Source organism: Streptomyces koelreuteriae (assembly GCF_018604545.1).
In the GTDB taxonomy this organism is placed as follows: Bacteria; Actinomycetota; Actinomycetes; order Streptomycetales; family Streptomycetaceae; genus Streptomyces; species Streptomyces koelreuteriae.
Genome location: NZ_CP075896.1, coordinates 489,704 through 510,006, shown reverse-complemented (window position 1 = coordinate 510,006; position 20,303 = coordinate 489,704). Strand labels below are relative to the sequence as shown.

General features: G+C 72.6%; 19 protein-coding genes. 6 read left to right on the top strand and 13 right to left on the bottom strand.

Annotated elements, in window-relative coordinates; translation table 11 throughout:
• Window positions 1-60: 60 nt before the first annotated feature.
• The 4 genes from KJK29_RS02270 to KJK29_RS02255 form a co-directional block, all read right to left on the bottom strand.
• Window positions 61-1,269 (bottom strand): type III PLP-dependent enzyme, encoded by a 1,209-nt coding sequence (locus KJK29_RS02270; protein ID WP_215116902.1) that lies wholly within the window; start codon window positions 1,267-1,269, stop codon window positions 61-63.
• A complete protein-coding gene (locus KJK29_RS02265) occupies window positions 1,266-3,011 on the bottom strand; it encodes an IucA/IucC family protein (protein WP_215116901.1) in 1,746 nt (581 codons plus the stop codon). The genes KJK29_RS02270 and KJK29_RS02265 overlap by 4 nt, the downstream gene beginning before the upstream one ends.
• Before the next feature lie 92 nt (window positions 3,012-3,103).
• Window positions 3,104-4,834 (bottom strand): IucA/IucC family protein, encoded by a 1,731-nt coding sequence (locus KJK29_RS02260; RefSeq protein WP_215116900.1) that lies wholly within the window; start codon window positions 4,832-4,834, stop codon window positions 3,104-3,106.
• Complete coding sequence (locus KJK29_RS02255) at window positions 4,831-6,003, bottom strand: ATP-grasp domain-containing protein (RefSeq protein ID WP_215116899.1); 1,173 nt, start codon at window positions 6,001-6,003, stop codon at window positions 4,831-4,833. The genes KJK29_RS02260 and KJK29_RS02255 overlap by 4 nt, the downstream gene beginning before the upstream one ends.
• A 170-nt stretch (window positions 6,004-6,173) precedes the next feature.
• Here KJK29_RS02255 and KJK29_RS02250 point away from each other — a divergent pair, with 170 nt between their 5' ends.
• Complete coding sequence (locus KJK29_RS02250; RefSeq protein ID WP_215116898.1) at window positions 6,174-7,013, top strand: (2Fe-2S)-binding protein; 840 nt, start codon at window positions 6,174-6,176, stop codon at window positions 7,011-7,013.
• A 7-nt stretch (window positions 7,014-7,020) separates the two neighbouring features.
• Here KJK29_RS02250 and KJK29_RS02245 read toward each other — a convergent pair whose 3' ends face one another.
• The 5 genes from KJK29_RS02245 to KJK29_RS02225 all read right to left on the bottom strand — a co-directional run bounded on the left by KJK29_RS02245 (window position 7,021) and on the right by KJK29_RS02225 (window position 12,031).
• Window positions 7,021-7,830 carry an alpha/beta fold hydrolase gene (locus KJK29_RS02245; protein ID WP_215116897.1) on the bottom strand — a complete coding sequence of 270 codons (810 nt, stop codon included), beginning with the start codon at window positions 7,828-7,830 and terminating at the stop codon, window positions 7,021-7,023.
• Window positions 7,831-7,861: 31 nt separating this feature from the next.
• Window positions 7,862-9,244 carry an FAD-binding oxidoreductase gene (locus tag KJK29_RS02240; protein WP_215116896.1) on the bottom strand — a complete coding sequence of 461 codons (1,383 nt, stop codon included), beginning with the start codon at window positions 9,242-9,244 and terminating at the stop codon, window positions 7,862-7,864.
• Between the two features lie 143 nt (window positions 9,245-9,387).
• Window positions 9,388-10,269 carry a metal ABC transporter permease gene (locus KJK29_RS02235; protein ID WP_215116895.1) on the bottom strand — a complete coding sequence of 294 codons (882 nt, stop codon included), beginning with the start codon at window positions 10,267-10,269 and terminating at the stop codon, window positions 9,388-9,390.
• Window positions 10,266-11,114 carry a metal ABC transporter ATP-binding protein gene (locus tag KJK29_RS02230; protein ID WP_215116894.1) on the bottom strand — a complete coding sequence of 283 codons (849 nt, stop codon included), beginning with the start codon at window positions 11,112-11,114 and terminating at the stop codon, window positions 10,266-10,268. Before KJK29_RS02230 ends, KJK29_RS02235 begins: the two co-directional genes overlap by 4 nt.
• Window positions 11,111-12,031, bottom strand: coding sequence for a metal ABC transporter solute-binding protein, Zn/Mn family (locus tag KJK29_RS02225; RefSeq protein WP_215116893.1), 921 nt, complete (start codon window positions 12,029-12,031; stop codon window positions 11,111-11,113). Before KJK29_RS02225 ends, KJK29_RS02230 begins: the two co-directional genes overlap by 4 nt.
• A gap of 187 nt (window positions 12,032-12,218) precedes the next feature.
• Here KJK29_RS02225 and KJK29_RS02220 point away from each other — a divergent pair, with 187 nt between their 5' ends.
• The 4 genes from KJK29_RS02220 to KJK29_RS02205 all read left to right on the top strand — a co-directional run bounded on the left by KJK29_RS02220 (window position 12,219) and on the right by KJK29_RS02205 (window position 15,166).
• On the top strand, window positions 12,219-12,899 hold the full coding sequence (locus tag KJK29_RS02220; RefSeq protein ID WP_215116892.1) for a helix-turn-helix transcriptional regulator: 681 nt from the start codon (window positions 12,219-12,221) through the stop codon (window positions 12,897-12,899).
• The gene (locus KJK29_RS02215) at window positions 12,896-13,873 is read left to right on the top strand and encodes a pyridoxal-phosphate dependent enzyme (protein ID WP_215116891.1); all 978 of its coding nucleotides are present in this window, start codon (window positions 12,896-12,898) and stop codon (window positions 13,871-13,873) included. Before KJK29_RS02220 ends, KJK29_RS02215 begins: the two co-directional genes overlap by 4 nt.
• 139 nt (window positions 13,874-14,012) lie before the next feature.
• Window positions 14,013-14,369: a cupin domain-containing protein gene (locus tag KJK29_RS02210; RefSeq protein ID WP_215116890.1), complete on the top strand. Its 357-nt coding sequence runs from the start codon at window positions 14,013-14,015 to the stop codon at window positions 14,367-14,369.
• A gap of 92 nt (window positions 14,370-14,461) precedes the next feature.
• Window positions 14,462-15,166, top strand: coding sequence for an SDR family oxidoreductase (locus tag KJK29_RS02205; protein WP_215116889.1), 705 nt, complete (start codon window positions 14,462-14,464; stop codon window positions 15,164-15,166).
• Between the two features lie 15 nt (window positions 15,167-15,181).
• Here the strand turns inward: KJK29_RS02205 and KJK29_RS02200 are convergent, their stop codons facing one another.
• Both KJK29_RS02200 and KJK29_RS02195 read right to left on the bottom strand, forming a co-directional pair.
• Window positions 15,182-16,546 carry a vWA domain-containing protein gene (locus KJK29_RS02200; protein ID WP_215116888.1) on the bottom strand — a complete coding sequence of 455 codons (1,365 nt, stop codon included), beginning with the start codon at window positions 16,544-16,546 and terminating at the stop codon, window positions 15,182-15,184.
• On the bottom strand, window positions 16,543-17,400 hold the full coding sequence (locus KJK29_RS02195) for an AAA family ATPase (protein ID WP_215116887.1): 858 nt from the start codon (window positions 17,398-17,400) through the stop codon (window positions 16,543-16,545). Before KJK29_RS02195 ends, KJK29_RS02200 begins: the two co-directional genes overlap by 4 nt.
• A 141-nt stretch (window positions 17,401-17,541) precedes the next feature.
• Here KJK29_RS02195 and KJK29_RS02190 point away from each other — a divergent pair, with 141 nt between their 5' ends.
• Window positions 17,542-18,114, top strand: a complete 573-nt coding sequence (locus KJK29_RS02190; RefSeq protein WP_215116886.1) for a TetR/AcrR family transcriptional regulator — start codon at window positions 17,542-17,544, stop codon at window positions 18,112-18,114.
• Between the two features lie 45 nt (window positions 18,115-18,159).
• Here KJK29_RS02190 and KJK29_RS02185 read toward each other — a convergent pair whose 3' ends face one another.
• A complete protein-coding gene (locus KJK29_RS02185) occupies window positions 18,160-19,467 on the bottom strand; it encodes an FtsX-like permease family protein (protein ID WP_215116885.1) in 1,308 nt (435 codons plus the stop codon).
• A 3-nt stretch (window positions 19,468-19,470) separates the two neighbouring features.
• Window positions 19,471-20,256: an ABC transporter ATP-binding protein gene (locus KJK29_RS02180; RefSeq protein WP_215116884.1), complete on the bottom strand. Its 786-nt coding sequence runs from the start codon at window positions 20,254-20,256 to the stop codon at window positions 19,471-19,473.
• Between the last annotated feature and the right edge of the window lie 47 nt (window positions 20,257-20,303).

Here is a 20,303-nt window from a genome sequence, read left to right as displayed (position 1 = left end):
CGCGTCCCGGCGTCGGTGCCCGCCGGCCGGTCCGGCGGGCACCGAGGGCTCATGGGTGGCTCAGGAAGCCTGGGCGCTGTCGTCCAGGAAGTGGAACCCGGGCCTCGGATGCATCAGGAAGTCGTGGTGCGAGATGTTCCAGGCGTAGGCGCCCGCCAGGGCGAACAGCACCCGGTCCCCGGCCCTGAGGTCCGGCACCGGTACCCGGCGGGCCAGCACGTCCTTCGGTGTGCAGAGCTGCCCCGCGAGCGTGACCGGCCCGTTCGTCGCCGCCGGTCGTGGCCAGGGGTGCGGCCAGGTGTCCACGGGCAGGACGGAGCAGGGCTGGTCGTGTCCCTTCGTCGCCGGGGTCCGCAGATGGTGTGTGCCGCCCCGGACCACGGCGAACTCCTCGCCGTGGCTGTGCTTCACGTCCAGCACCTCGGTGGCGTACCAGCCGCAGTACGCGGTGAGCGCCCGGCCCGGCTCGATCCGCAGGGTCAGCCCCGGATGCGCCTCGGTGAGCCGGGCCAGCCCGTCGCCGTACGCGGCCCAGTCGAAGCGGCGCTCCGGGTCGGAGTAGTCGACGCTCATGCCGCCCCCGACGTTCACCTCGGCGACCGGCACACCGAGCCCCGTGGCCCAGCCGACCACGCTCCCCGCGACCGCCACCAGCTCGGCCGCCTCCGGGCCGCTCGCCAGGTGGGCGTGCACACCGCGCAGTTCCAGCTGCGGGTAGGTGCCGTCGGCGAGCGCCCGGATCACCGGTTCGGCCCGGGCGGGATCCATGCCGAAGGGCGTCGGCCGCCCGCCCATCGCCAGTGAGCTGCCGGCGAGCGAGCCGTCGGGCACGGGCAGGTTGACGCGTGGCAGCACCGCGACACGCCGCCGGGGCGCGACGCGGCGCGCCAGTTCGGCCAGTACGCGCAGCTCGTGTTCGCTCTCGACGTGGAAGCGGTCGACGCCCAGCTCCAGCGCGGCCGTCACCTCGTCCGGCGTCTTGCCGGGCCCGCCGAAGGCCAGTGGCCGGCCCGGCACCGCCTTGGCGACATGGGCGAGTTCACCGCCCGACGCGACCTCGTATCCGTCGACGAAGGGCTCCAGCGCGGCCAGGACCTCCGGCTCCGGGTTGGCCTTGGCCGCGTAGTACAGCTCGACCCGGTCGGGCAGCGCGGCCCGGATCCCGGCGGCGTGTGCGCGCAGATCGGTCAAGTCGTAGAGATAGGACGGTAGTTCAGTGGACGGCAGCGACAGGGCGCGGTCGCTCACGGCGGGGGTCGGGCGGATCATCGGGAGCTCCTCTTCGCCTCGTGCAGCACCTCAGCGCCGAGCGGCGACGGCAGCCGGACGTATCCGGCCTCGCGGTCCGCCTTGCGCTCCCAGCGGGTGAGCAGATTGGTCTTGGCGGGCAGCGGCACTCCGGCGAGCAGGGCGGCAAGCCGGGGCGGGCAGCCGTGCCGGTCGGCGTAGGCGCGCAGTGTGTCCCGCACACGTGCCCACAGCGCCGCCTCCGTCTCCGGATGCAGGTCGGCGAGGGCCGCGAGCATCTCGGCCACGTGGTTGACCAGCAGGCAGTACACGACCCGGTCCCAGCCGCGCCGCGCGTCGTACGTCATCGGCCCGGCCACCTCGGGCGGCAGCGCGGCCAGCGTCTCCGTGTGCTGCTCGGGCAGCAGCTTGGTGCCCTCCAGGTCCCGGAAGAGGACCTGGGCGGGCCGCCCGGCGCCGTCGACGCAGAGCAGCACGTTCTGCAGATGCGGCTCCAGGACCAGGCCGTGGTCGAAGTAGGCGGCGAGGACGGGCGGCAGGAGGAGGTCCAGGTAGGCCGACCACCAGTCGAGCGCCGCAGCCCCGTCCGCTCCGGCGAGGAGACGGGACACCTGGGCGGCACCCGTCGGGTACTCGTCGGCGACGGCGGCCGCGAGCAGGGGAGTGGTACCGGGGGCGAGCCGGCGGGACAGGCCCTCGCGGACGATGACGCCGAAGCCCTCCAGCAGATCGCGGTCGGGTGTGCCGTCGGGGCCGGGCAGGGCGAGACTGCGGTACGCGGGCTCGCGGAGCACGGCACTGCCGGGGAAACGCCCGGCGAGGTCGGCCAGGGCCGGGGCCAGCGCCCGGGTGAGGGCGACCGCCCCGGTCAGCTCGTAACTGCTGTTCTTGCGAAGACAGTTGGTGATCCGCACGTTCAGGCTGAACTTCAGGAACGTCTCCCCGTCGTACAGCGTGCGCACGGACGCGGTGGCTGCGAAGGGCCGGCCGCCCGGTCCCAGGTCGAGCACGTCACCGCGGTCCAGGGCGGCCCGCAGCAGCGGGTGCTCGCGGAGCGTCTCGTACTGCCAGGGGTGGGCGGGCAGCAGCCGGTAGCCGGCCGGGACGTCCGGTCGCTGCCGGTCCAGGGCGGCGTCGGCCCATGGTTCGGCGCTCTCCCGCGCGATCAGGTGTTCCCGTACGGCGAGGTGCCGCAGCGGGAAGGAGGCGCCCGTCTCGGGTGCGTACGCGGCCCAGGAACGCGGGTCGCCGGTGCGGGCCTTGGGTGTGGGGTGGAAGCGGTGCCCGAAGAGCAGGGACTGCTCGGAGGCGAGGTAGGCGGACAGCGGCTCGTCCGGAGGCTCCGGGACCTCCGGCAGGGCCGGCCGGGCGGTGAGCGCGCCCTCGACGGCCGCGTGGCTGGAGGCCACCTGCGCCAGGAACTCCTCGTTGCGCACACCGGTGCGCAGCGACAGTTCGTCACGGGTGTACTCGGCCAGCCGCCGCCAGTCCACGTCCGCCCGGCCGCCGTCCCGCTCCTCGCGCACCGGGCCGGTGAACCGGTGCGCGCCGAGCAGCGAGGTACGGCGCAGGGCCACACTCAGCAGGACCCCGCGGCGGGGCAGTCGCAGCAGCAGACGGTGGTCGGCGACGACGGTCTGCCGCTCGGGCCCGGACACCTCGCGCAGCAGACAGTTCAGCAGGGTGTGGGCCACCACGTCGTCGGCGGTGGGCAGGGAGACCGACGCTGTGGTGCGGCCGGGCGATTCGGTCAGCGAGGGCATGGCAGGCTCCAGCGATTGCGCGAATGCGGGGGGAGAGGGGTGGGGACGAGTACGGGCGGCGACGACGGAACCGGCGGTCCGGTCCCGGGCTCTCATGGCGTACTCCGGGACGGCAGCAGGTAGTTGGGGCCGGTGGTGTAGTGCTTGTTGATGTCGGCGGCGCCCGACCGCTCCTTGCTGAGCAGTGTCCCGGCCGTCACCATCGCCTTCACCGGCAGCTCCGGGGCGTCGAGGACCCGGGCGCGCAGCACGTCCCCCGCCTCGCCGCCGAGCCGCTCCACGGCCTCGGTCAGCCGTTCGCGCACCAGCCGCAGCAGTACGGGCAGCGGGGCGCGGCCGTGCCGGGCCAGCCCGAACGCGTATGCGCCCGCGCACAGATGGACGGTGATGGTGGCGAAGAGGTCGGCCACCGGCCCGTCCTGCGTACCGAGGACCCGCGGGTCGTCGAAGTCCCACCGGCCGGGGAGCCGGGCGCGCAGCCGCTCCGCGTTGACGCGTGGCCCGTCGTTGTCCTTGAACAGCAGCCGGAGGCCGCCCGGCCGCAGCGCCAACGAGATGTTCTGCTGGTGCGACTCCAGCGCGACGCCGTAGCCGAACAGCGTGGTCTGCCAGTCGAACAGCAGCGTCAGACAGGCGTCGAGCAGGGCGAGCGGGTCGCCGTCGTAGAAGCGGTCGGCGAGATGATCGACGACCAGCTGTCCGTCCGGCGCCTCGGCGAGGAGCGCCGCCATCGGCACGACGACGGAGTCCTTAAGACCGGCCGGGTGGCGGCGGCACAGCACGGCCAGCAGTTCGTGCCCCGCGTGGGCGTACGTCGTCTCGTCGGCGTGCAGGACGGTGTCCCGGAACCGGGGCTCGCGCGCGATCACCTCTTGGATCAGCCGCTGGCCCACGGCCCCGTCGACGAGTGTGCCGGGCTTGACGGACCGCCTGTTGCGCAGCCCCAACGACGAGGTGGTGAGGGGCAGTTTGAGGTGCAGGGCCGGGTCCGCCACCGTCGCCACGGTCCGCATGGACAGGGTCGGTACGACGTCGAGGCAGGCCCGTTCGGCCAGTACCGCCCGTCCGCGCAGGCCGGTGGCGCGCAGGGCCGCGTCGAGGGGAGGGCCGACGGTCAGCGGGTGCACCGGCAGGGCGAGGTGTGTGCGCTCCAGCTCGGCCAGACCGAGCCGCGCGGGCGTGGGCCACAGCTCCGGCGGCGTGCCGGTCAGCAGGACCGCGTCCCGGGGCACGGCGAGCCAGCGCAGCGGGAATCGCGGATGGAACTCGGGCGCGTACGAACGTAGTTGCTCCTCGTCCAGCCCCGCCCGGCCGCGCGCCGTCGGATACACGGGGTGGTCCAGCCGGGCGGCGAGCGTGTCGAACGCGGGCCCGCGGAAGAGGCCGGTCCAGCGTGCCGGTGCGTCCCCGTGACGGTCGGTCAGCCGCCCGGCGACGGCGTCGCGGGTGTCGGCGTGCAGCCGTAACGTGGCCAGGGTCTGACGGCACTCCTCGGCGAAGGCGTCGAAACCGGCCCGGTCCTCGGGCTCGGCGAGCGCGCGCAGCGCGTCCAGCACCTCCGCGTACGACGTCAGCTCGGCGCCGTCCGAGGCGCGCCGGAGCAGTGGCAGCCGGGCGGCGTACCGGCACTGGAAGCCGTCCTCGGCGACCGGCAGCAGCAGGGCGTCACGACCGGCGGCGAGCCGCAGCCAGGGTCCGTCCGGCCGGTGGACGAGGGTGCTCCGGGTGCGCAGCCCGGCGACGTCCTCGCGCAGCAGGGCGCTCAGCACCCGGGTGAGCAGGTCGGTCGCGCAGATGTCCGGCGCGGGTGGAGTGACGGTCACGCCCGGATCTCCCAGCGGAGAGTGGCCAGGAAGGCGGCGGCCACGCGGTCCACGGTGTCCTGGTCGGTGCCGGTGGCCCGCAGGACGCCGAGGTAGTCGCGGTTGGTGCGGTACAGCTCGTGCCGCTCGCCGGCCGCCCGCAGCGGACGGTACGTCAGGGACACTCCGTCGACGGTGAGCTCGGTGGCGTTCGGGGCGTCGGTCAGGGTCCCGGCCCGGTCGGCGCACGGGTACTGAAGGAGGGCGGCGCGGTCGCGGCGGACCTCCGGATCGGCCGGGAGCGGTTCGCCCAGGTGGGTGCGGAGGATGTGCTCGAACAGCGGAATGCCGAGGAGCTGTTCCAGCAGCAGATCGCACTGGTCGCCGATGGCCCGGTAGTTGACCTCGACGATCCGTGCCCGCCCCTCGTGCACCACGAACTCGGTGTGACAGGCGCCGAACCCGACACCGAGCGCGTCGAGTTGGGCGAGCACCTGCGCGACGACCGGCTCGGGGTGGGCGGGGACGAACGTGAGGCGTTCCTCGACGAAGTGGGGGAGCGGCGACAGCTCGGTGCGGAAGCCGCCCAGGACATGCCGGACCCGGCCGTCGCCCAGGGTCTCCAGCGTGCACAGTTCGCCGGGGAGGTACTCCTCGACGACCAGGGTGGTGCCCGGCCGGCGCTCCAGGATCTCCTTGGCGCGCATCGTCAGCTCCTCGGGTCCGTCCACGAGCACGACGTCCTCGCTGGCCACGCCCTCCCGGGGCTTGAGGACACAGGGGTAGGGCGCGTCGAGCGGGGCCGGTGCGGTGAGTTCGGCCGACCAGACGGTGTCCGCTCCGGTGGCGGCCAGCCTGCGGCGCGTCTCCGCCTTGTCCTTGCAGCGCAGGGTGGCCCGCCAGTCCTTGCCGGGCAGGCCGAAGTAGGCGGCGGCCAGGGCGGCCTGGGTCTGGAGGTGGTCGCTGTTGGTGAAGACGGCACCCGGGCCGCCGTGGGCCGAGATCCGCGACACGACGGCCCGGAAGTCCCGCACGTCACACTCCAGGACCTCGACGTCCGGGCGGGTTCTGCGGTGGGCGTCGGGCTGATCGGTGAGGACGGTGACGTCCAGGCCCAGCCGGTCTGCGGCGGGCAGGAAGCCCTCGGTGACGGAGTCGGTCGGATTGAGGGCGAGCAGGTACAGGCGCATGGCGGTCTTCCATTGGTGGGTGGGGGCGGCGGCGGGCAGCCCGCGCGAGACCCCCGTGACGTGGACGGCCCTTGATCGGCCGGGCGTTCACGAGCACGTCCGACGATCTTGTACCTTAGGTTAGCCTTACCTATCCAATCGCGGGTTGCAACTGCCCGTAGGAGTGATCGATGCGCACTGTCCTGGAGTCACCGCCGACCCTCGCCTCCGTCCTCGGCACCGCCTACCGGCGGCTGACCGGCCTCTGCGAGGCGTTGAGCGTCGAGGTCGCGGACCCCCGGACGGCCTACGACCAACAGGCGATCACCGCCGCCGAACTGACGTCTGATCAGTCGGCCCTCGACGCCTTCCTGGACGCCGAGGCCACGCGCATCCACACCCGCTACGCCCACACTCCCCGCTCCCACGTCACCGCCTCGCGCGCCCTGCACGACTACGCCTGGTCGATCGCCCTGCTGATGAGCGGCGTCTGGTACCTGGAGCGCCGAGTGCCGCGCATCCGGCCCCAGTCGGTGCGCCTGGACCTGGCGGCCGGGGCGTACACCATCACGCCCGAGGCGCGTGTCGCCTGTCTGCCCGGCGACCCCGTCGCCGCGCTGCCCGGCGCGGTGACCGTCGCGGGCGAGGAGGCCCTGCGGGCCGAGCTGCGTGCCGCGGTCGCCGACCACATGCGCCCGCTGCTGACCGCCCTCGGCCCCGCCGTGCGCCGCGGGCCGCGTGCCCTGTGGGGCATGGTCGGCGACGACCTCGTCTCCGGGATCTGGTACCTCGGCCGGACCCTCGGCCGCGAGGAGGACGCCGTACGCGCGGCGACCGCCCTGCTTCCCGAACCCGTCAGCCCCTACCCCTCGGGAGCGGACTTCCGCCTGCTGACCGGCACCGACGGCCGCCGTCACACGACCCGCACCCGCGCGGGCTGCTGCCTCTACTACGCCATCCGGCCCGACGAGGCCTGCGGCACCTGCCCCCGCACCTGCGACACGGAACGGCTGCGCAGGCTCGAGGAGTGAGGAGCCGTCAGTCCTCCGCCTCCACCTTGCGCCAGAACGCCTCGACCCGGGCGTTGAACACCTCCGGCACCTCCTGGAACGGCTGATGGGCCTCTCCGGGCATCACCTCGAACTCGGCGTCCGGGATGCGCTCCGCGACCTCCCGGCCGAGGCGCGGCGGCGTGGCGAGGTCGAGTTCACCGGAGAGGACGAGGGTAGGCGCGGTGATGCCGCCGAGGCGGTCGGACGTGTCATGGCGGCTGAATGCCGCGAGCTGACGCTGGAAGGCCTCGGCGGACTGCGGGTGCTCGAACGCCAGCGTCTCGTCGATGAGGCGGTCGACCAGGCCGTCGGCGTGGGCGCGAGGTGTGTAGATCCACAGGTAGAACGCCTCGAGCATGGCCCGCTCGGTCGGAGCCCGCTCCACCATCCACTCCCAGAAGCGCGTCATCGCGCGGAAGTAGGAGTCCGGGCGGGCCGTCGTGCTCATCAGGACCAGGCTGCGGACGAGGCCCGGATGCCTCAGCGCCAGCTCCTGGGCGATGAAACTGCCGCCCGAGAAACCGGTCACGTGGGCGGCCGGTATCTGCAGCGTGCGCAGCAGGGAGGCGGCGTCGTCGGCCATCCGGGGCATGGTGAGCGGCCCCTCGGGCAGCGGCGTACGCCCGGCGCCCCGGTTGTCGAAGGCGGTGAGCCGATAGCGGTCCGCGAGCCCGTCGAGCTGCGACTGCCACGCCTCGGCGGGGTCCCCGAGCCCCGAGATGAGCAGGACGTCGGGCCCCTGGCCCCGTCGCTCGACCCAGAGCTCCACACCGCCGGCGTCGATCATCTGTCCCATGGCCGCCTCCCGGAGCGGGGCACCGTGGCCGTCACGCCCGCGCCGGCGCGATGTTCTGGTTGGCGTGGAACAGGTTGTCCGGGTCGTAGGTCCGCTTGACCCGGGCGAGCCTGTCGTAGTGGTCGCGGTACGTCGCCCGGACCCGCTCCTGGCCCTCGCCCGCACCCATGAAGTTCACGTACGAGCCGCCCATGGAGTACGGGTGCAGCTCCTCCTGGTAGTCGACGCACCACTGCCTGATGGCATCGGCGTTGACCGGATCGGGGTCGACACCGGCGAAGACGCCCGACCAGACCGCGTCCCGGTAGCTCCACGCCGTCTCGTCCGGGCCCATCCGGTGGGCCGCCCCGTCGACCGGGTAGAGGTGCATCAGCGAGAGCTGGGTGGGGTTGCTCTCGCCGTACTTGAGGTGGACGTCGAGGGCGGCGTCCGGGATGTGGTCGAAGAAGTCGCCGCGCCAGTACCACTGGTAGCCGGTCGGGATCAGCTCGTCGAACATGCTCTGCAGGGCGACGTACGGCATCGGAGTCGTGAAGTGGAAGGCCGGAGGCCCGGCCTCGTGCACCACCGACAGCGTCTCGTCGAGCCGGTCGAGGTCGCCGGTGTGGCACCACACGATGCCGCACACCTTCCGCCCGTGCAGCTCCTCGGGGAAGGGCGGGCCGGGCGGGACGACGAAGACGTTGAAGAAGCCGTACACGTCCTCGGGCGCCTGCGGGAGGAACGCGCGGTACCACGCCAGCGCCTCAGGGATGTGATCCACCGGCCAGACGGTCACCCCGACGCCGACCGTGTCCACCGGGTGCAGCCGGTAGGTGAGCGAGGTCGCGATGCCGAAGTTGCCGCCGCCGCCCCGCAGGGCCCAGAACAGGTCCGGGTGCTCGTCCGCGTTCGCGGTGACGTAGCTGCCGTCGGCCAGGACGACATCGGCGGCGATCAGATTGTCCGCGGTCAGGCCGTACTTGCGGGTGAGATAGCCGTGTCCGCCGCCCAGGGTCAGGCCCCCGACCCCGGTCATGGAGATGATGCCGGTCGGCGTGGCCAGGCCGAAGGCGTGCGTGGCGTGGTCCAGGTCGCCGAGCTGGGCGCCGCCGCCGGCCTGCGCGGTCCGTGCCGACGGGTCGACCCGCACCCCGCGCATCGGCGACAGGTCGATGGTGACGCCGTCGTCCACCAGACACAGGCCCGGGCCGCTGTGCCCGCCGCCGCGCACGGCGAGCTCCAGACCGTGATCGCGGACATAGGCGACCGCGGCCATCACATCCGCGGCGTCCGCGCACCGCACGATGGCGGCGGGACGCTTGTCGATCATCGCGTTGTAGATCTTGCGGGCCTGGTCGTACTCCGCGTCCCGTGGGCCGATGACCGGTCCCCGCAGCGAGGTCCGCATGTCTTCCAGGGTGGCGCTGTTCATGACGATCTCCTCGGGACGCGTGCCCGTGCTGATATCACCAGCCTCCCGCCGACCGCGCGGCGATGCATGTCCGCAGGGCCCGCACCCCCTGGGGTGAGCGCCCGCCGGACCTCAGCGGTCGGAGAAGGGCGACCCCCACCGCGTCACACGACCCGCACCACCGCCCTCCTCGCACCCCACCGCCGGGCCCGGTGTCCGCCGGCCAGTCGGCACACCGCGTAGATGCCGAACGAGATCGTCGTGACGTAGGGGCTGATGGGGATGCTGCTGCCGAGCGCGAGCAGGATGCCGCCCTCGATCGACACCACGGCGAACAGCACGCTCAGCACGGGCAGCAGCACCGCGGACGCGGTGACGCGGGCGGCGGCAGCGGCCGGGGTGACGACCAGGCTGAGCACCAGCAGCGCGCCGACGACCTGCACCGACAGGGCGACCGCCAGGCCGAGCACCAGCATGAACGCGAACGACAGCGCCCGCACCGGCACCCCGCGCGCCTCGGCCACATCCGGGTCGGTGCTGGCGAAGGCGAGCGGACGCCACATGACCGCCAGCGCGGCCAGCACCAGCACGGACGTGCCCAGCAGCCATGACATCTGCGGGGTGTCCACGGCGACGATCTGCCCGGTGAGCAGCCCGAACTTGTTGGCCGCCCGGCCCTTGTAGAGGGCGAGGAACAGCACGCCCAGGCCCAGCCCGAACGGCATGATGATGCCGATCACCGAATTGCGGTCCCTCGCCCGCGTCCCCAGCACCCCGATGGCCCCGGCCGCGAGGAGCGAGCCGGCGATCGAGCCCGCCACGATGTTCACGCCCAGCAGCAGCGCCGCCGACGCGCCCGCGAAGGACAGTTCGCTGATGCCGTGCACCGCGAACGGCAGGTCACGCATCAGCACGAACACCCCCGCGAGGCCGCCCACGAGGCCCAGCGCCACGCCCACGACAAGGGAATTGCGGACCAGGGCGAGGAGTTCGCCGTAGTCGGTGAAGTCGAAGATCTGATGCCAGATCCCCGCGGCGAGCGTCATGCGCGCACTCCGTCCGTCTCGTGCGTCCCCTCGTGACGGTGTGCCTGGGCTGCCGGATCGTCGGGCGCGCCCGCGACCACCACCCGGCCGCGCACCCGTACGACGTCGACCTGTGTGCCGTAGAGCCGGGACAGCGACTCGGAGGTCAGCACCTCGTCCGGGGAGCCGACGCGATGGCCGCCGGGGGCCAGGTAGAGCACCCGGTCGACCATCCCCAGCACCGGGTTGATCTCGTGCGTCACGAAGACCACCGCCGTGCCGTGGGAGCGGCGCCGGGCGTCGATCAGTTCGGTGACGGCCCGCTGATGGTTCAGGTCGAGCGACAGCAGCGGCTCGTCGCACAGCAGAAGCCGCGGGTCGGTGGCCAGAGCCTGCCCGATGCGCACGCGTTGCCGTTCGCCGCCGGACAGCATCCCGAGCGGGACATCGGCGTAGGCCGCCGCCCCGACCGACTCGAGGATCTCGTCCACCCGGCGACGGACCCCGCCCGTGCGCGGCCGTGGCCCGAAGCGGTGCCCGTCGATGCCGAACCGTACGAGGTCCCGGGCGCGCAGCATCGCCTGGGCGGACAGCGCGGCCTGCTGGGGGACGTAGCCGATCTCCCGGGCGGCGTCGCGCGCGGGCCGGCCGAGGACGGTCAGCGTCCCCGCGGACAGCGGCCGACGGCCCAGCAGCGCCCGTACGAAACTGGTCTTGCCCGCGCCGTTCGGCCCCAGCACGGCCAGGAATTCCCCGGCCCGTACGTCGAGATCGAGGCCGCTCCACACCTCGCGGGCGCCGTACGACAGGGCCGCGCCGCGCAGACTGATGACAGGAACGCCGTCCTGCCGGTATATCGGGGTCACTTGGCCAGCGCGCCCGCGAGCGCGTCGACGTTGGCGGTCATCCAGCCGAGGTAGCCCTTGCCCTTCGGCAGGGTCTCGGTCACGGGCACGACGGGGATGCCGGCCGCCTCGGCCGCCGCCTCGGTCTTCTCGGTCTGCGGGCCGGAGGTCTGCTCGTTGCAGACGAGGACCTCGACCTTCCTGCCGCTGAACAGTGCCAGGTTCTCCCGGAGGATCCGTGGGGAGACGTCGTCGCCCTCCTCGATCGCCTCGCTGAACTCGGCGGGCGTCCGGTCGACCAGGCCGCTCGCCTCGGTCATGTACAGCGGCACGGGCTCGGTGATCGCCACGCCCCCACCGCCGTGCTCCTTCTTGATCCGGGCCTCCTTCGCCTCCAGGGGCGTGAGCCCGGCCTTGAAGGCGGCGGCGTGCTTCTCGAAGACGGCCGCGTCGGACGGGTCGGCCTTGGTGAGAGCCGAGGCTATGCGGTCGGCGACCTCGGCGACGGTGGGGAAGTCGTACCAGACGTGCTCGTTCAGCTCGCCGCCCTTCGGCGCGGTCTTGCCGGAGACCTTCACCGCGTTGATCACCTGGGCGGTGTCGTTGTGTCCGCCCTTCAGCATGCGGTCCACGAAGTCGTCGTAGCCGCCGCCGTTCTCGACGACGACCTCGGCCTTCGACAGGGCGAGCTGGTTCTGGGGGTCGGCCTCGTAGGAGTGCGGGTCCTGGTCGGGGTCGCTGATGATCGAGGTGACGTCGACTCTGTCGCCGCCGACGCGCTGTGCGATGTCGCCGTAGACGTCCGTGGAGGCGACCACCGAGACGCGGTCCGTCGTGCTCTTGCCGCCGGCGGAGTCCGACGAGCTGCCGCAGCCCGCGAGAAGGGCCAGTGACGCGCTGGTCAGCAGCGCCAGGCGGCGGGACGTGGACAGGGGCATGGCTCCTCCAGGACGGATGTGCACCGGGGTACTGGGCAGCGCCACGCTAGATGGGAATGAATGTCAAAAGCGGGTTCCGGTCGAAGTCATGTGAAAACCATTGCCAAGTGTTGAAGTAGCCAGTCGGACCGTTCTGGACTGAATATCTGGACTAGAAATCCAATGACTGGACGCGTAGTCTAAATCCATGGGAGAGACTCTGGCCGCGGAACGGGATGCGATCCTCGCCGCGCTGACACCGGTCGTCGAAGGAATCGCCGCGACCTTCGGGCCGCTCTGCGACGTCGTGCTGCACGACTACCGCACCCCGGAGAAGTCCGTGGTCGCCGTCGCCGGGTCGGTGACCGGGCGGACGGTGGGCGGCGCGATGAGCGAGATCGGCATACGCGTCCTCGCCCGCGGCGACGAGGCGGCCGACGAGCTGAACTACGTCACCCGCACCCGGGGCGGGACGCTGGTGAAGTCCTCAACGATGGTGCTGCGGGACTCCACGGGAGCCGTCTTCGGCGCGCTCTGCGTCAACGTGGACGTCGGTGCCGTCAGTCAGGTCCACGGTCTGCTCGGCGCGCTCGCCGGAGTCCGGCCCGAGCCGGCGGAGCTGCCGACCACCACCTTCGGCAACGACATCGACGCCGTGGTCGACGCCCTCGTCGACGTCCATCAGTCGAAGCAGCGGGGGAGCTGGGCGGAACTGGACCGCGCCGAGCGCCTGGAGCTGTTCGGCGGGCTGGACACGCGCGGTGTCTTCGCCGTGCGCGGCGCGGTCGAGCAGGTCGCCGCCCGGCTCGGCATCTCCCGCGCCTCCGCCTACAACTACCTCTCCCAGGCCCGGGCCGCCCACGACACTCCCACCGGAGGACCCGCGTGACGACCACCACCCCACCGGTCAGCCTCGACGACGTCCGGGACGCCGCCGCCCGGCTCAAGGGCGTCGCCCACCGCACCCCGGTGCTGCGCTCCCGCACCCTCGACGCGCTCGCCGGTGCCGAGATCCACCTCAAGTGCGAGAACCTCCAGCGCGTCGGCGCCTTCAAGTTCCGCGGCGCCTACAACGCCGCCTCCCGCCTCACCCCCGAGCAGCTGTCCCGCGGTATCGCCGCCTACTCCTCGGGCAACCACGCCCAGGCCGTCGCCCTGGCCGCCCGGGAGCTCGGCACCACCGCAGTGATCGTCATGCCCGAGGACGCCCCGCCGTCGAAGCGGGCGGCCACCGCGGGCTACGGCGCCGAGATCGTCACCTACGACCGCTACACCGGCGACCGTGTGACCATCGCCGAGGCCCTGGCCGCCGAGCGGGGGCTCACCGTCATCCCGCCGTACGAGCACCCGCACGTGATGGCCGGCCAGGGCACGGCAGCACTCGAACTCCTCGAAGAAACAGGGGAATTGGGTGCGATAGTGACACCGGTGGGCGGCGGCGGGCTCATGGCCGGGAGCGCCACGGTGGCCAAGGGGCTGCACCCGGCCATCCGGATGATCGGCGTCGAACCGGAAGCCGGGGACGACACCAAGCGCTCACTGGAGGCCGGACGGCGCATCAGCATTCCGGTGCCGCACACCATCGCCGACGGGCAGGCCCTGCACACCCCCGGCGAACTCACCTTCTCCGTCAACCGGCGGCTCGTCGACGCGATCGCGCTGGTCACCGACGACGAGATCCGGGACGCGATGCGGTTCGCCTTCGAACGCCTGAAGATCGTCCTCGAGCCCAGCGGGGCCACCCCGCTAGCCGCCCTGCTGACCGGCCGCGCGGGCTCTCTCCCACGCCGCGTCGGCGTCATCCTCTCCGGGGGCAACATCGACGCCGGACGCTTCGCCGAACTCTGCGGACACCCGGCCTGACCGGAGTTCCCCTGTTGGCGGCCCCGGAGCGACGGGCGGACGATGGAGAGGAGGAGGCCGGCCGCCGACGCGCGGTGTCCAGGGCCGCCGGGGAGACCGGCCCCGGCCGCGGTGCGCCGTGGCCGGAAGGGAGCGCGTCATGTTGGAAGTGAAGACGCTCGACAAGCCGGATGAGCGGCGTGATTTCCCCCGTGGCCACCTCGAAGCCGTCCATATGACGGATCTCGACTTCGCCGTGGCGACCTTCGAGCCCGGCTGGCGCTGGACCGAGTCCGTGGCCCCGATCGCGGGCACCGCCACCTGCCAGGTGCACCACAACTGCTACATGCTCCAGGGCCGGATGCACATCCGCATGGACGACGGCGGCGAGGCCGAGGTCGGCCCGGGCGACGTCTTCGTCTGCTCGCCCGGACACGACGCCTGGGTGGTGGGCGACGAGCAGGCCGTGGTCTACGACTTCCAGGGACAGATGGCGAGGGAGTACGCGAAGAAGTAGCACCCTCTTGCTCTGCGGAAACCGATCGGTTTACGCTTCCCCTCGTGGGAAACCGATCGGTTTCCTGTGTGGAGAACACGAGGGAGACACCCATGACCGCCATCGAAGGTTCCGTCGCACTCGTCACCGGCGGCAGCCGCGGCATCGGCCGGGCCCTGGTCGAGGCCCTGTACGAGCGCGGTGCCGAGAAGGTGTACGCCACCGCCCGTGACCCGCGCACCGTCACCCACCCCGACGCTGTGCCGCTCGCCCTGGAGGTCACCGACCCCGCGTCCGTCGCGGCGGCGGCCGAGCAGGCGCAGGACGTCACCCTGCTGATCAACAACGCGGGCGCGTCGGTGAACGCGAACTTCCTCGACTCGCCCGTCGAGGACGTCCGCCGCGAGTTCGAAACCAACTTCTACGGGCCGCTCCTGGTGACCCGGGCCTTCGTCCCCGTCATCGAGCGCAACGGCGGCGGCCACATCCTGAACCTCCACTCCGTGCTGTCGTGGATCGGCCTCGCCGGCTCCTACAGCGCGTCCAAGGCGGCCTTCTGGTCCCAGACCAACTCGCTGCGCCTCGACCTGAAGCCGCGGGGCATCGAGGTCACCGGCCTGCACGTCGGGTACGTCGACACCGATCTGACCGCCGCCGTCGACGCCCCGAAGTCCACGGCCGAGAGTGTCGCGGCCCAGGCCCTCGACGGGATCGCCTCGGGCGCCTACGAGGTCCTGGCCGACGACCTCTCCCGGCAGGTCAAGGCCGGGCTGGCGGCCGACCCCGCCGCCCTCTACCCGCAGCTCGCCGTCGCCTGATCACGCCCCGGGTCGTCACACCGGCAGCAGTCGCGCCACCAGCGCGCTGAGCTGTCCGACATTGCGGCACTCGTGCATCTCGACCAGCTCGGCGTAGAGCGGCGCGACGGAATCGCCCGTGCCCCACAGGGAGCGCTGCTCGGGGTTCAGCCAGTAGACGCGGCGCGCCCGTTCGGCGATCCGCCGTACGGCGGGCGGATTCGGGTCGCTCCGGTTCGTCCGGGCGTCACCCAGGACGAACACCGTCGTGCGGGGACCGACCGCGTCGCCGTGGATCTCGGCGAACTCGCCCAGCGCCGTGCCGTAGTCGCTGCTGTCGTGCCATCCGGTGAGCGTGGCCTCCGCCCCGATCCGGGCACTGAGCCCCTCCGGGTCCGCGGTGCCGTGCCGCAGGAGCGCGGTCACCTCGTCGACCCGGTTGACGAAGGCGAACACCCGCACCTTGCTGAACTGGTCGTGCAACGCCTGGACCAGCAGCATCGTGAAGTCCGAGAAACCCGACACCGACCCCGACACATCGCACAGCAGCACCAGTTCGGGCCGCGCCGGGCGGCGCCTGCGCAGCACCGGCTTCATCGGCACCCCGCCCGTCGACAGCGAACCGCGCAGCGTCCGCCGCAGGTCGATCGTGCCCCGGGAGGCGCGGCGGCGCCGGGCCGCGAGCCGGGTCGCGAGCTTGCGGGCGAGCGGCTGGACCGCCCTGCGCAGCTCGGCCAGCCGGGCCTTCCCGGCGAACAGGAAATCGACCCGGTCGGCGGTCGGCGCCACCGCCCGCCGGGCGAGCTCGTCCCGGTCGCGCCGCTCGGCGACCCGCCGCCGCGCCTCCGTGGCCACCAGCGCGCGAAAGCTGTCGATCCGTCGCCGGATCTCGTCCTCCAGCAGCCGGTCCGCGAACCCCGAACTGCCGCCCTGCCCGCGCACATCGTCGCGGACCCGGGCGAGCAGGGTCTGCGGGCGCAGCCGTTCGAGCGTCTGGTACGACGACCAGCCGTCCGACTCCGGCGAGGAGCCGTAGCCCCCGAAACCGTCGACCGCCTCGACCGCCAGCCGCCCCAGCAGTGCCTGGTCGTCGGCGGCGAGCGCGGCCGCCAGCCGGTCACGCAGGTTCTCCCTGCCCGCGCTCTTCCCCTCCGGGCCGCCGACACCGCGCGGGAAGTACAGGTCGAAGACCGGGTCGAACACCAGCCGTTGCCCGGTGCCGTGCAGCAGCGTCGCCGCCAGCCCCTCGCGCAGCAGCTCCCGGTCCGTGAGGCCGAGCGCCTCGATCGCCTGCCCCGCGTCGACCGTCTCGCCCGTGCCGACCCGGATGCCGTGCGCGCGCAGCGCCCCGACCAGGGACGTCAGCCGCTCGGCGACACCCTCGCCCGCCGGGGTGGTCACAGGGCGTCCAGGTCGAGCTTGGCGCTCGCCTTGAGGACGTCCTCCTGATGCTTGAGGAGCACGCCGAGGCTGGCCCGCACGACCGTCTCGTCCAGGGTGCCGGCGCCCAGCGCGAGCAGGGTGCGCGCCCAGTCGATGGTCTCGGCGACCGACGGCACCTTGCGCAGGTCCATCGCCCGCAGCGCGCCCACCACCCGGACGACCGAGCGGGCCAGCGCCTCGTCGAGCCCCGGCACCTTCAGCCGTACGATCCGGCGCTCCAACTCCTCGTCCGGGAAGCCGATGTGGAGGAAGAGGCAGCGGCGGCGCAGCGCCTCGGACAGCTCCCGGCTCGCGTTGGAGGTGAGGACGACGAAGGGGCGGCGCGTCGCGGTGATGGTGCCCAGCTCGGGCACCGTCACCTGGAAGTCACTGAGCACCTCCAGGAGCAGGCCCTCCACCTCGACGTCCGCCTTGTCGGTCTCGTCGATCAGCAGCACCTTCGGGTCGTCGCCCCGGATGGCGGTCAGCAGCGGCCGGGTGAGCAGGAACTCCTCGCTGAAGATGTCCGTGCGCGTCTCGTCCCACGACTCGTCGCGGCCCGCGCTGATGCGCAGGAGCTGCTTGGCGTGGTTCCACTCGTACAGCGCCCGGGACTCGTCGACCCCCTCGTAGCACTGCAGGCGCACGAGCCGCGCGTCCGCGACCTCGGCGACGGCTTTGGCCAGCTCCGTCTTGCCGACCCCGGCCGGGCCCTCGACCAGCAGCGGCTTGCCGAGGCGGTCGGCGAGGAAGACGGTCGTGGCGACGGCCGGCGAGGCGAGATACCCGGTCTCGGCCAGACGTGCGGAGACGTCGTCGACGGATGTGAACAACGGGGCCTCCAGAGGGCGGGCGGCAGTGCGGAACAGGTTTCCAAGCGCTTGTTCAGCGATGATGTCACGGGGGTTCCGGGTACCGGAAGGTGGTAGACCGATCGGTTTCCCGACACCCCGTGGCGAGGTAGCCTCACCTTCATGGCCACCACAGACAAGGCGTCCACCCGGGACCGGCTGCTCGACGCGGCAGCCGAGATCTTCTACCGCGAGGGCGTCTCCGTCGGTGTGGAGGCGCTGTGCCGCGGCGCCGGGGTCTCGAAGCGGTCCATGTACCAGCTCTTCGCGAGCAAGGACGAGGTCCTGGCGGCGAGCCTGGCCCGGCTGCTCCCGGAGTACGAGGCACGGCTGGTGCCCGGCCCGCAGGAGGAGACCGGCACTCCGCGCGAGCGGATCCTGCACGTCTTCGGACAACTGGAGAAGGCCTCCGCCGAGCCCGCCTACCAGGGCTGTCCCTACCTCGCCGCACTGGTCGAACTCAAGGACCCCGAGCACCCGGCCAGCACGGTGGCCCGCGAGGCGAAGGAGTGGCTGCTTGGCTTCTTCCGCGCCCGGGCCGAGGAGGGCGGGGCGCGGGACGCGGAACTGCTCGCCCGGCAGTTGATGCTGGTCTTCGACGGGGCGGGCGCCCGGGCGGGGGCGGGGATCGAGACCCTGGACGGCCTGACCACGGCGACCGTGAGCGCGTTGCTGGACGCGTCCGGCATGCGGTGAAGGGGCGGCAGCCGCAGCAACCGCCCCTCATCGCCGCCCTGTTCCTCACGCCACCGCGACCGCCCCGACCGCCGGAGTACGCAGCGTCCGCCGGGCCGTGACCAGGCTCGTGCCCAGCGTCACCACCGCCGCGACCGCGACGACCGCCGCCCCGATGCCGAAGAACTCGCCCGGCAGCACCTCGTCGGTGCGTGCCACGGTGAAGGGCACGACCCCCGCCAGCGCCGCCAGCGTGCCGAAGACCACCCCCGTGACCATCAGGATCAGCCCCTCGACCCCCACCAGAGTGAGCACCTGCCCCGGAGTCGCCCCCGCGAGACGCTGCTGCCCGAACTCGCGGAGCCGGTAACCGGTCGCCGCATAAAGCGAGTTGACCAGCATGACGCACACGAAGACCACGATGATCCCGACGACCGTGAAGTTGAGCGTCTCGAGGTTCTTCGCGTCGACCGACTTGACCAGGCCCGAAGCCTCGACGGCGTCGCTCTCCACGGCCTGCATGGTCAGTGTCGCCGTGGCGACCGCCGTGAACAGGATCAGCGACATCAGGATCCCGGCGAGCTGCCCGGCCCGCTCGCGCAGATTGCGCACCGCCAGCCATCCGCTCGGACCGTCGAACGGCAGCCGGTCCAGCACGACCGCGAGCAGCCGCGGCGCCCGCAGCGCGCACCCGACGGACAGCAGGATCGCCCCGTACGCCGGCGGCGCCATCAGCGCGGCGTCCGTCGCCGAGAACACGAACGTCGAGGTGGCAGACGCGGCACCGGCCACCAGAGCCGCGTAGGGGAGGACCGTCCGAGCCCGGCCCCGTTGCCGGCCCTCGCCCGTCGCCCGCCGCACGGCGAGGAACGCGGCCCCCGCGGCGGCGAGCAGTGTGATGCCGACACCGGACGCCGACGCCACCGGACCGAAGGAGTACTCGACGGACTGGGCGACCTGACCGCTGTCCTGGAACACCTCCAGCAGCGCCCGCCCGCCGAGCAACGCGGGGCCGATCGCCAGCGCGGCGCCCACCAGCGCCACGGCCACCGCCTCACCGACGACCATCCGCTTGATCTGCGCCGGAGTCGCCCCCGAGCAGCGCAACAGCTCCCTCTCGGCCGCCCGCTGACGCACGTTCACCGTCAGCGTCGAGGCGATCGCGAAGAACACCAGCAGGGTGCCGTAGCCGCCGACCACACCCGCCGCGGTGGACAGGGTCTCCCGGCTCACCGGGTCCACACCCGGCTGCCCGGCCGTGTCGTGCATCGAGTTGAACGTCATGACGATCACCGCGCCGAGGAACGCGGACAGCAGGGTCGCGAGGAACCGCCCGGGCCGCTGCCGTATCGACCGCATCGCGAGAACGAACACGGCTCACACCCCCGCCCGCACGTCGTCGCCCAGGTGCGCCAGCCGCTCCGCGACCGCGTCGGCCGTCGGCGCGTCCATCCGGCCCGCGAGCCGGCCGTCCGCCAGGAACAGCACGGTGTCGGCGTACGCGGCGGCGACCGGGTCGTGCGTCACCATCACCACGGTCCGCCCGTGCACCCGCACCGCCTGCTGGAGCAGCCGCAGCACGTCCCGCGCGCTGCGGGTGTCCAGCGCGCCCGTCGGCTCGTCCGCGAAGATCACCCGCGGTTCGGTGACGAGGGCCCGGGCGATCGCGACCCGCTGGCGCTGACCGCCCGAGAGCTGATCGGGCCGGTGCCCGAGCCGGTCACCCAGTCCCACCGCCGTCAGCACCTCGCGGACCCGCTGCCGGTCCACCTTCCGCCCGGCCAGCTTGAGCGGCAGCACCGTGTTCTGGGCGACGGTCAGCGTCTCCAGCAGGTTGTACTGCTGGAACACGAACCCGATCCGGCCGCGCCGGAACCTCGTCAGCTCGGCCTCGCCGCCGCCCGTCAGCTCGGTGCCGTCGACCTGCACGATCCCGCTGTCGGGCCGGTCGAGCCCCGCCGCGCACTGCAGCAGTGTCGACTTGCCGGAACCGGAGGGCCCCATCACCGCCGTGAACGTGCCACGCCCCAGACCGAGCGTCACACCGTCCAGGGCGGTCACGGCGCTGTCGGCGCTCCCGTACGTCTTGGTGACCTTGACCAGCCGCAGTGCCTCGGCGGCGGGTCCCGGGTCCTGGTCCTGTCGTGGGCCGGTGCGCCTCATCGTCGTCCCCCTCGTCCCTCGTCCGACACGCCCTGTGTCGCGTCCTC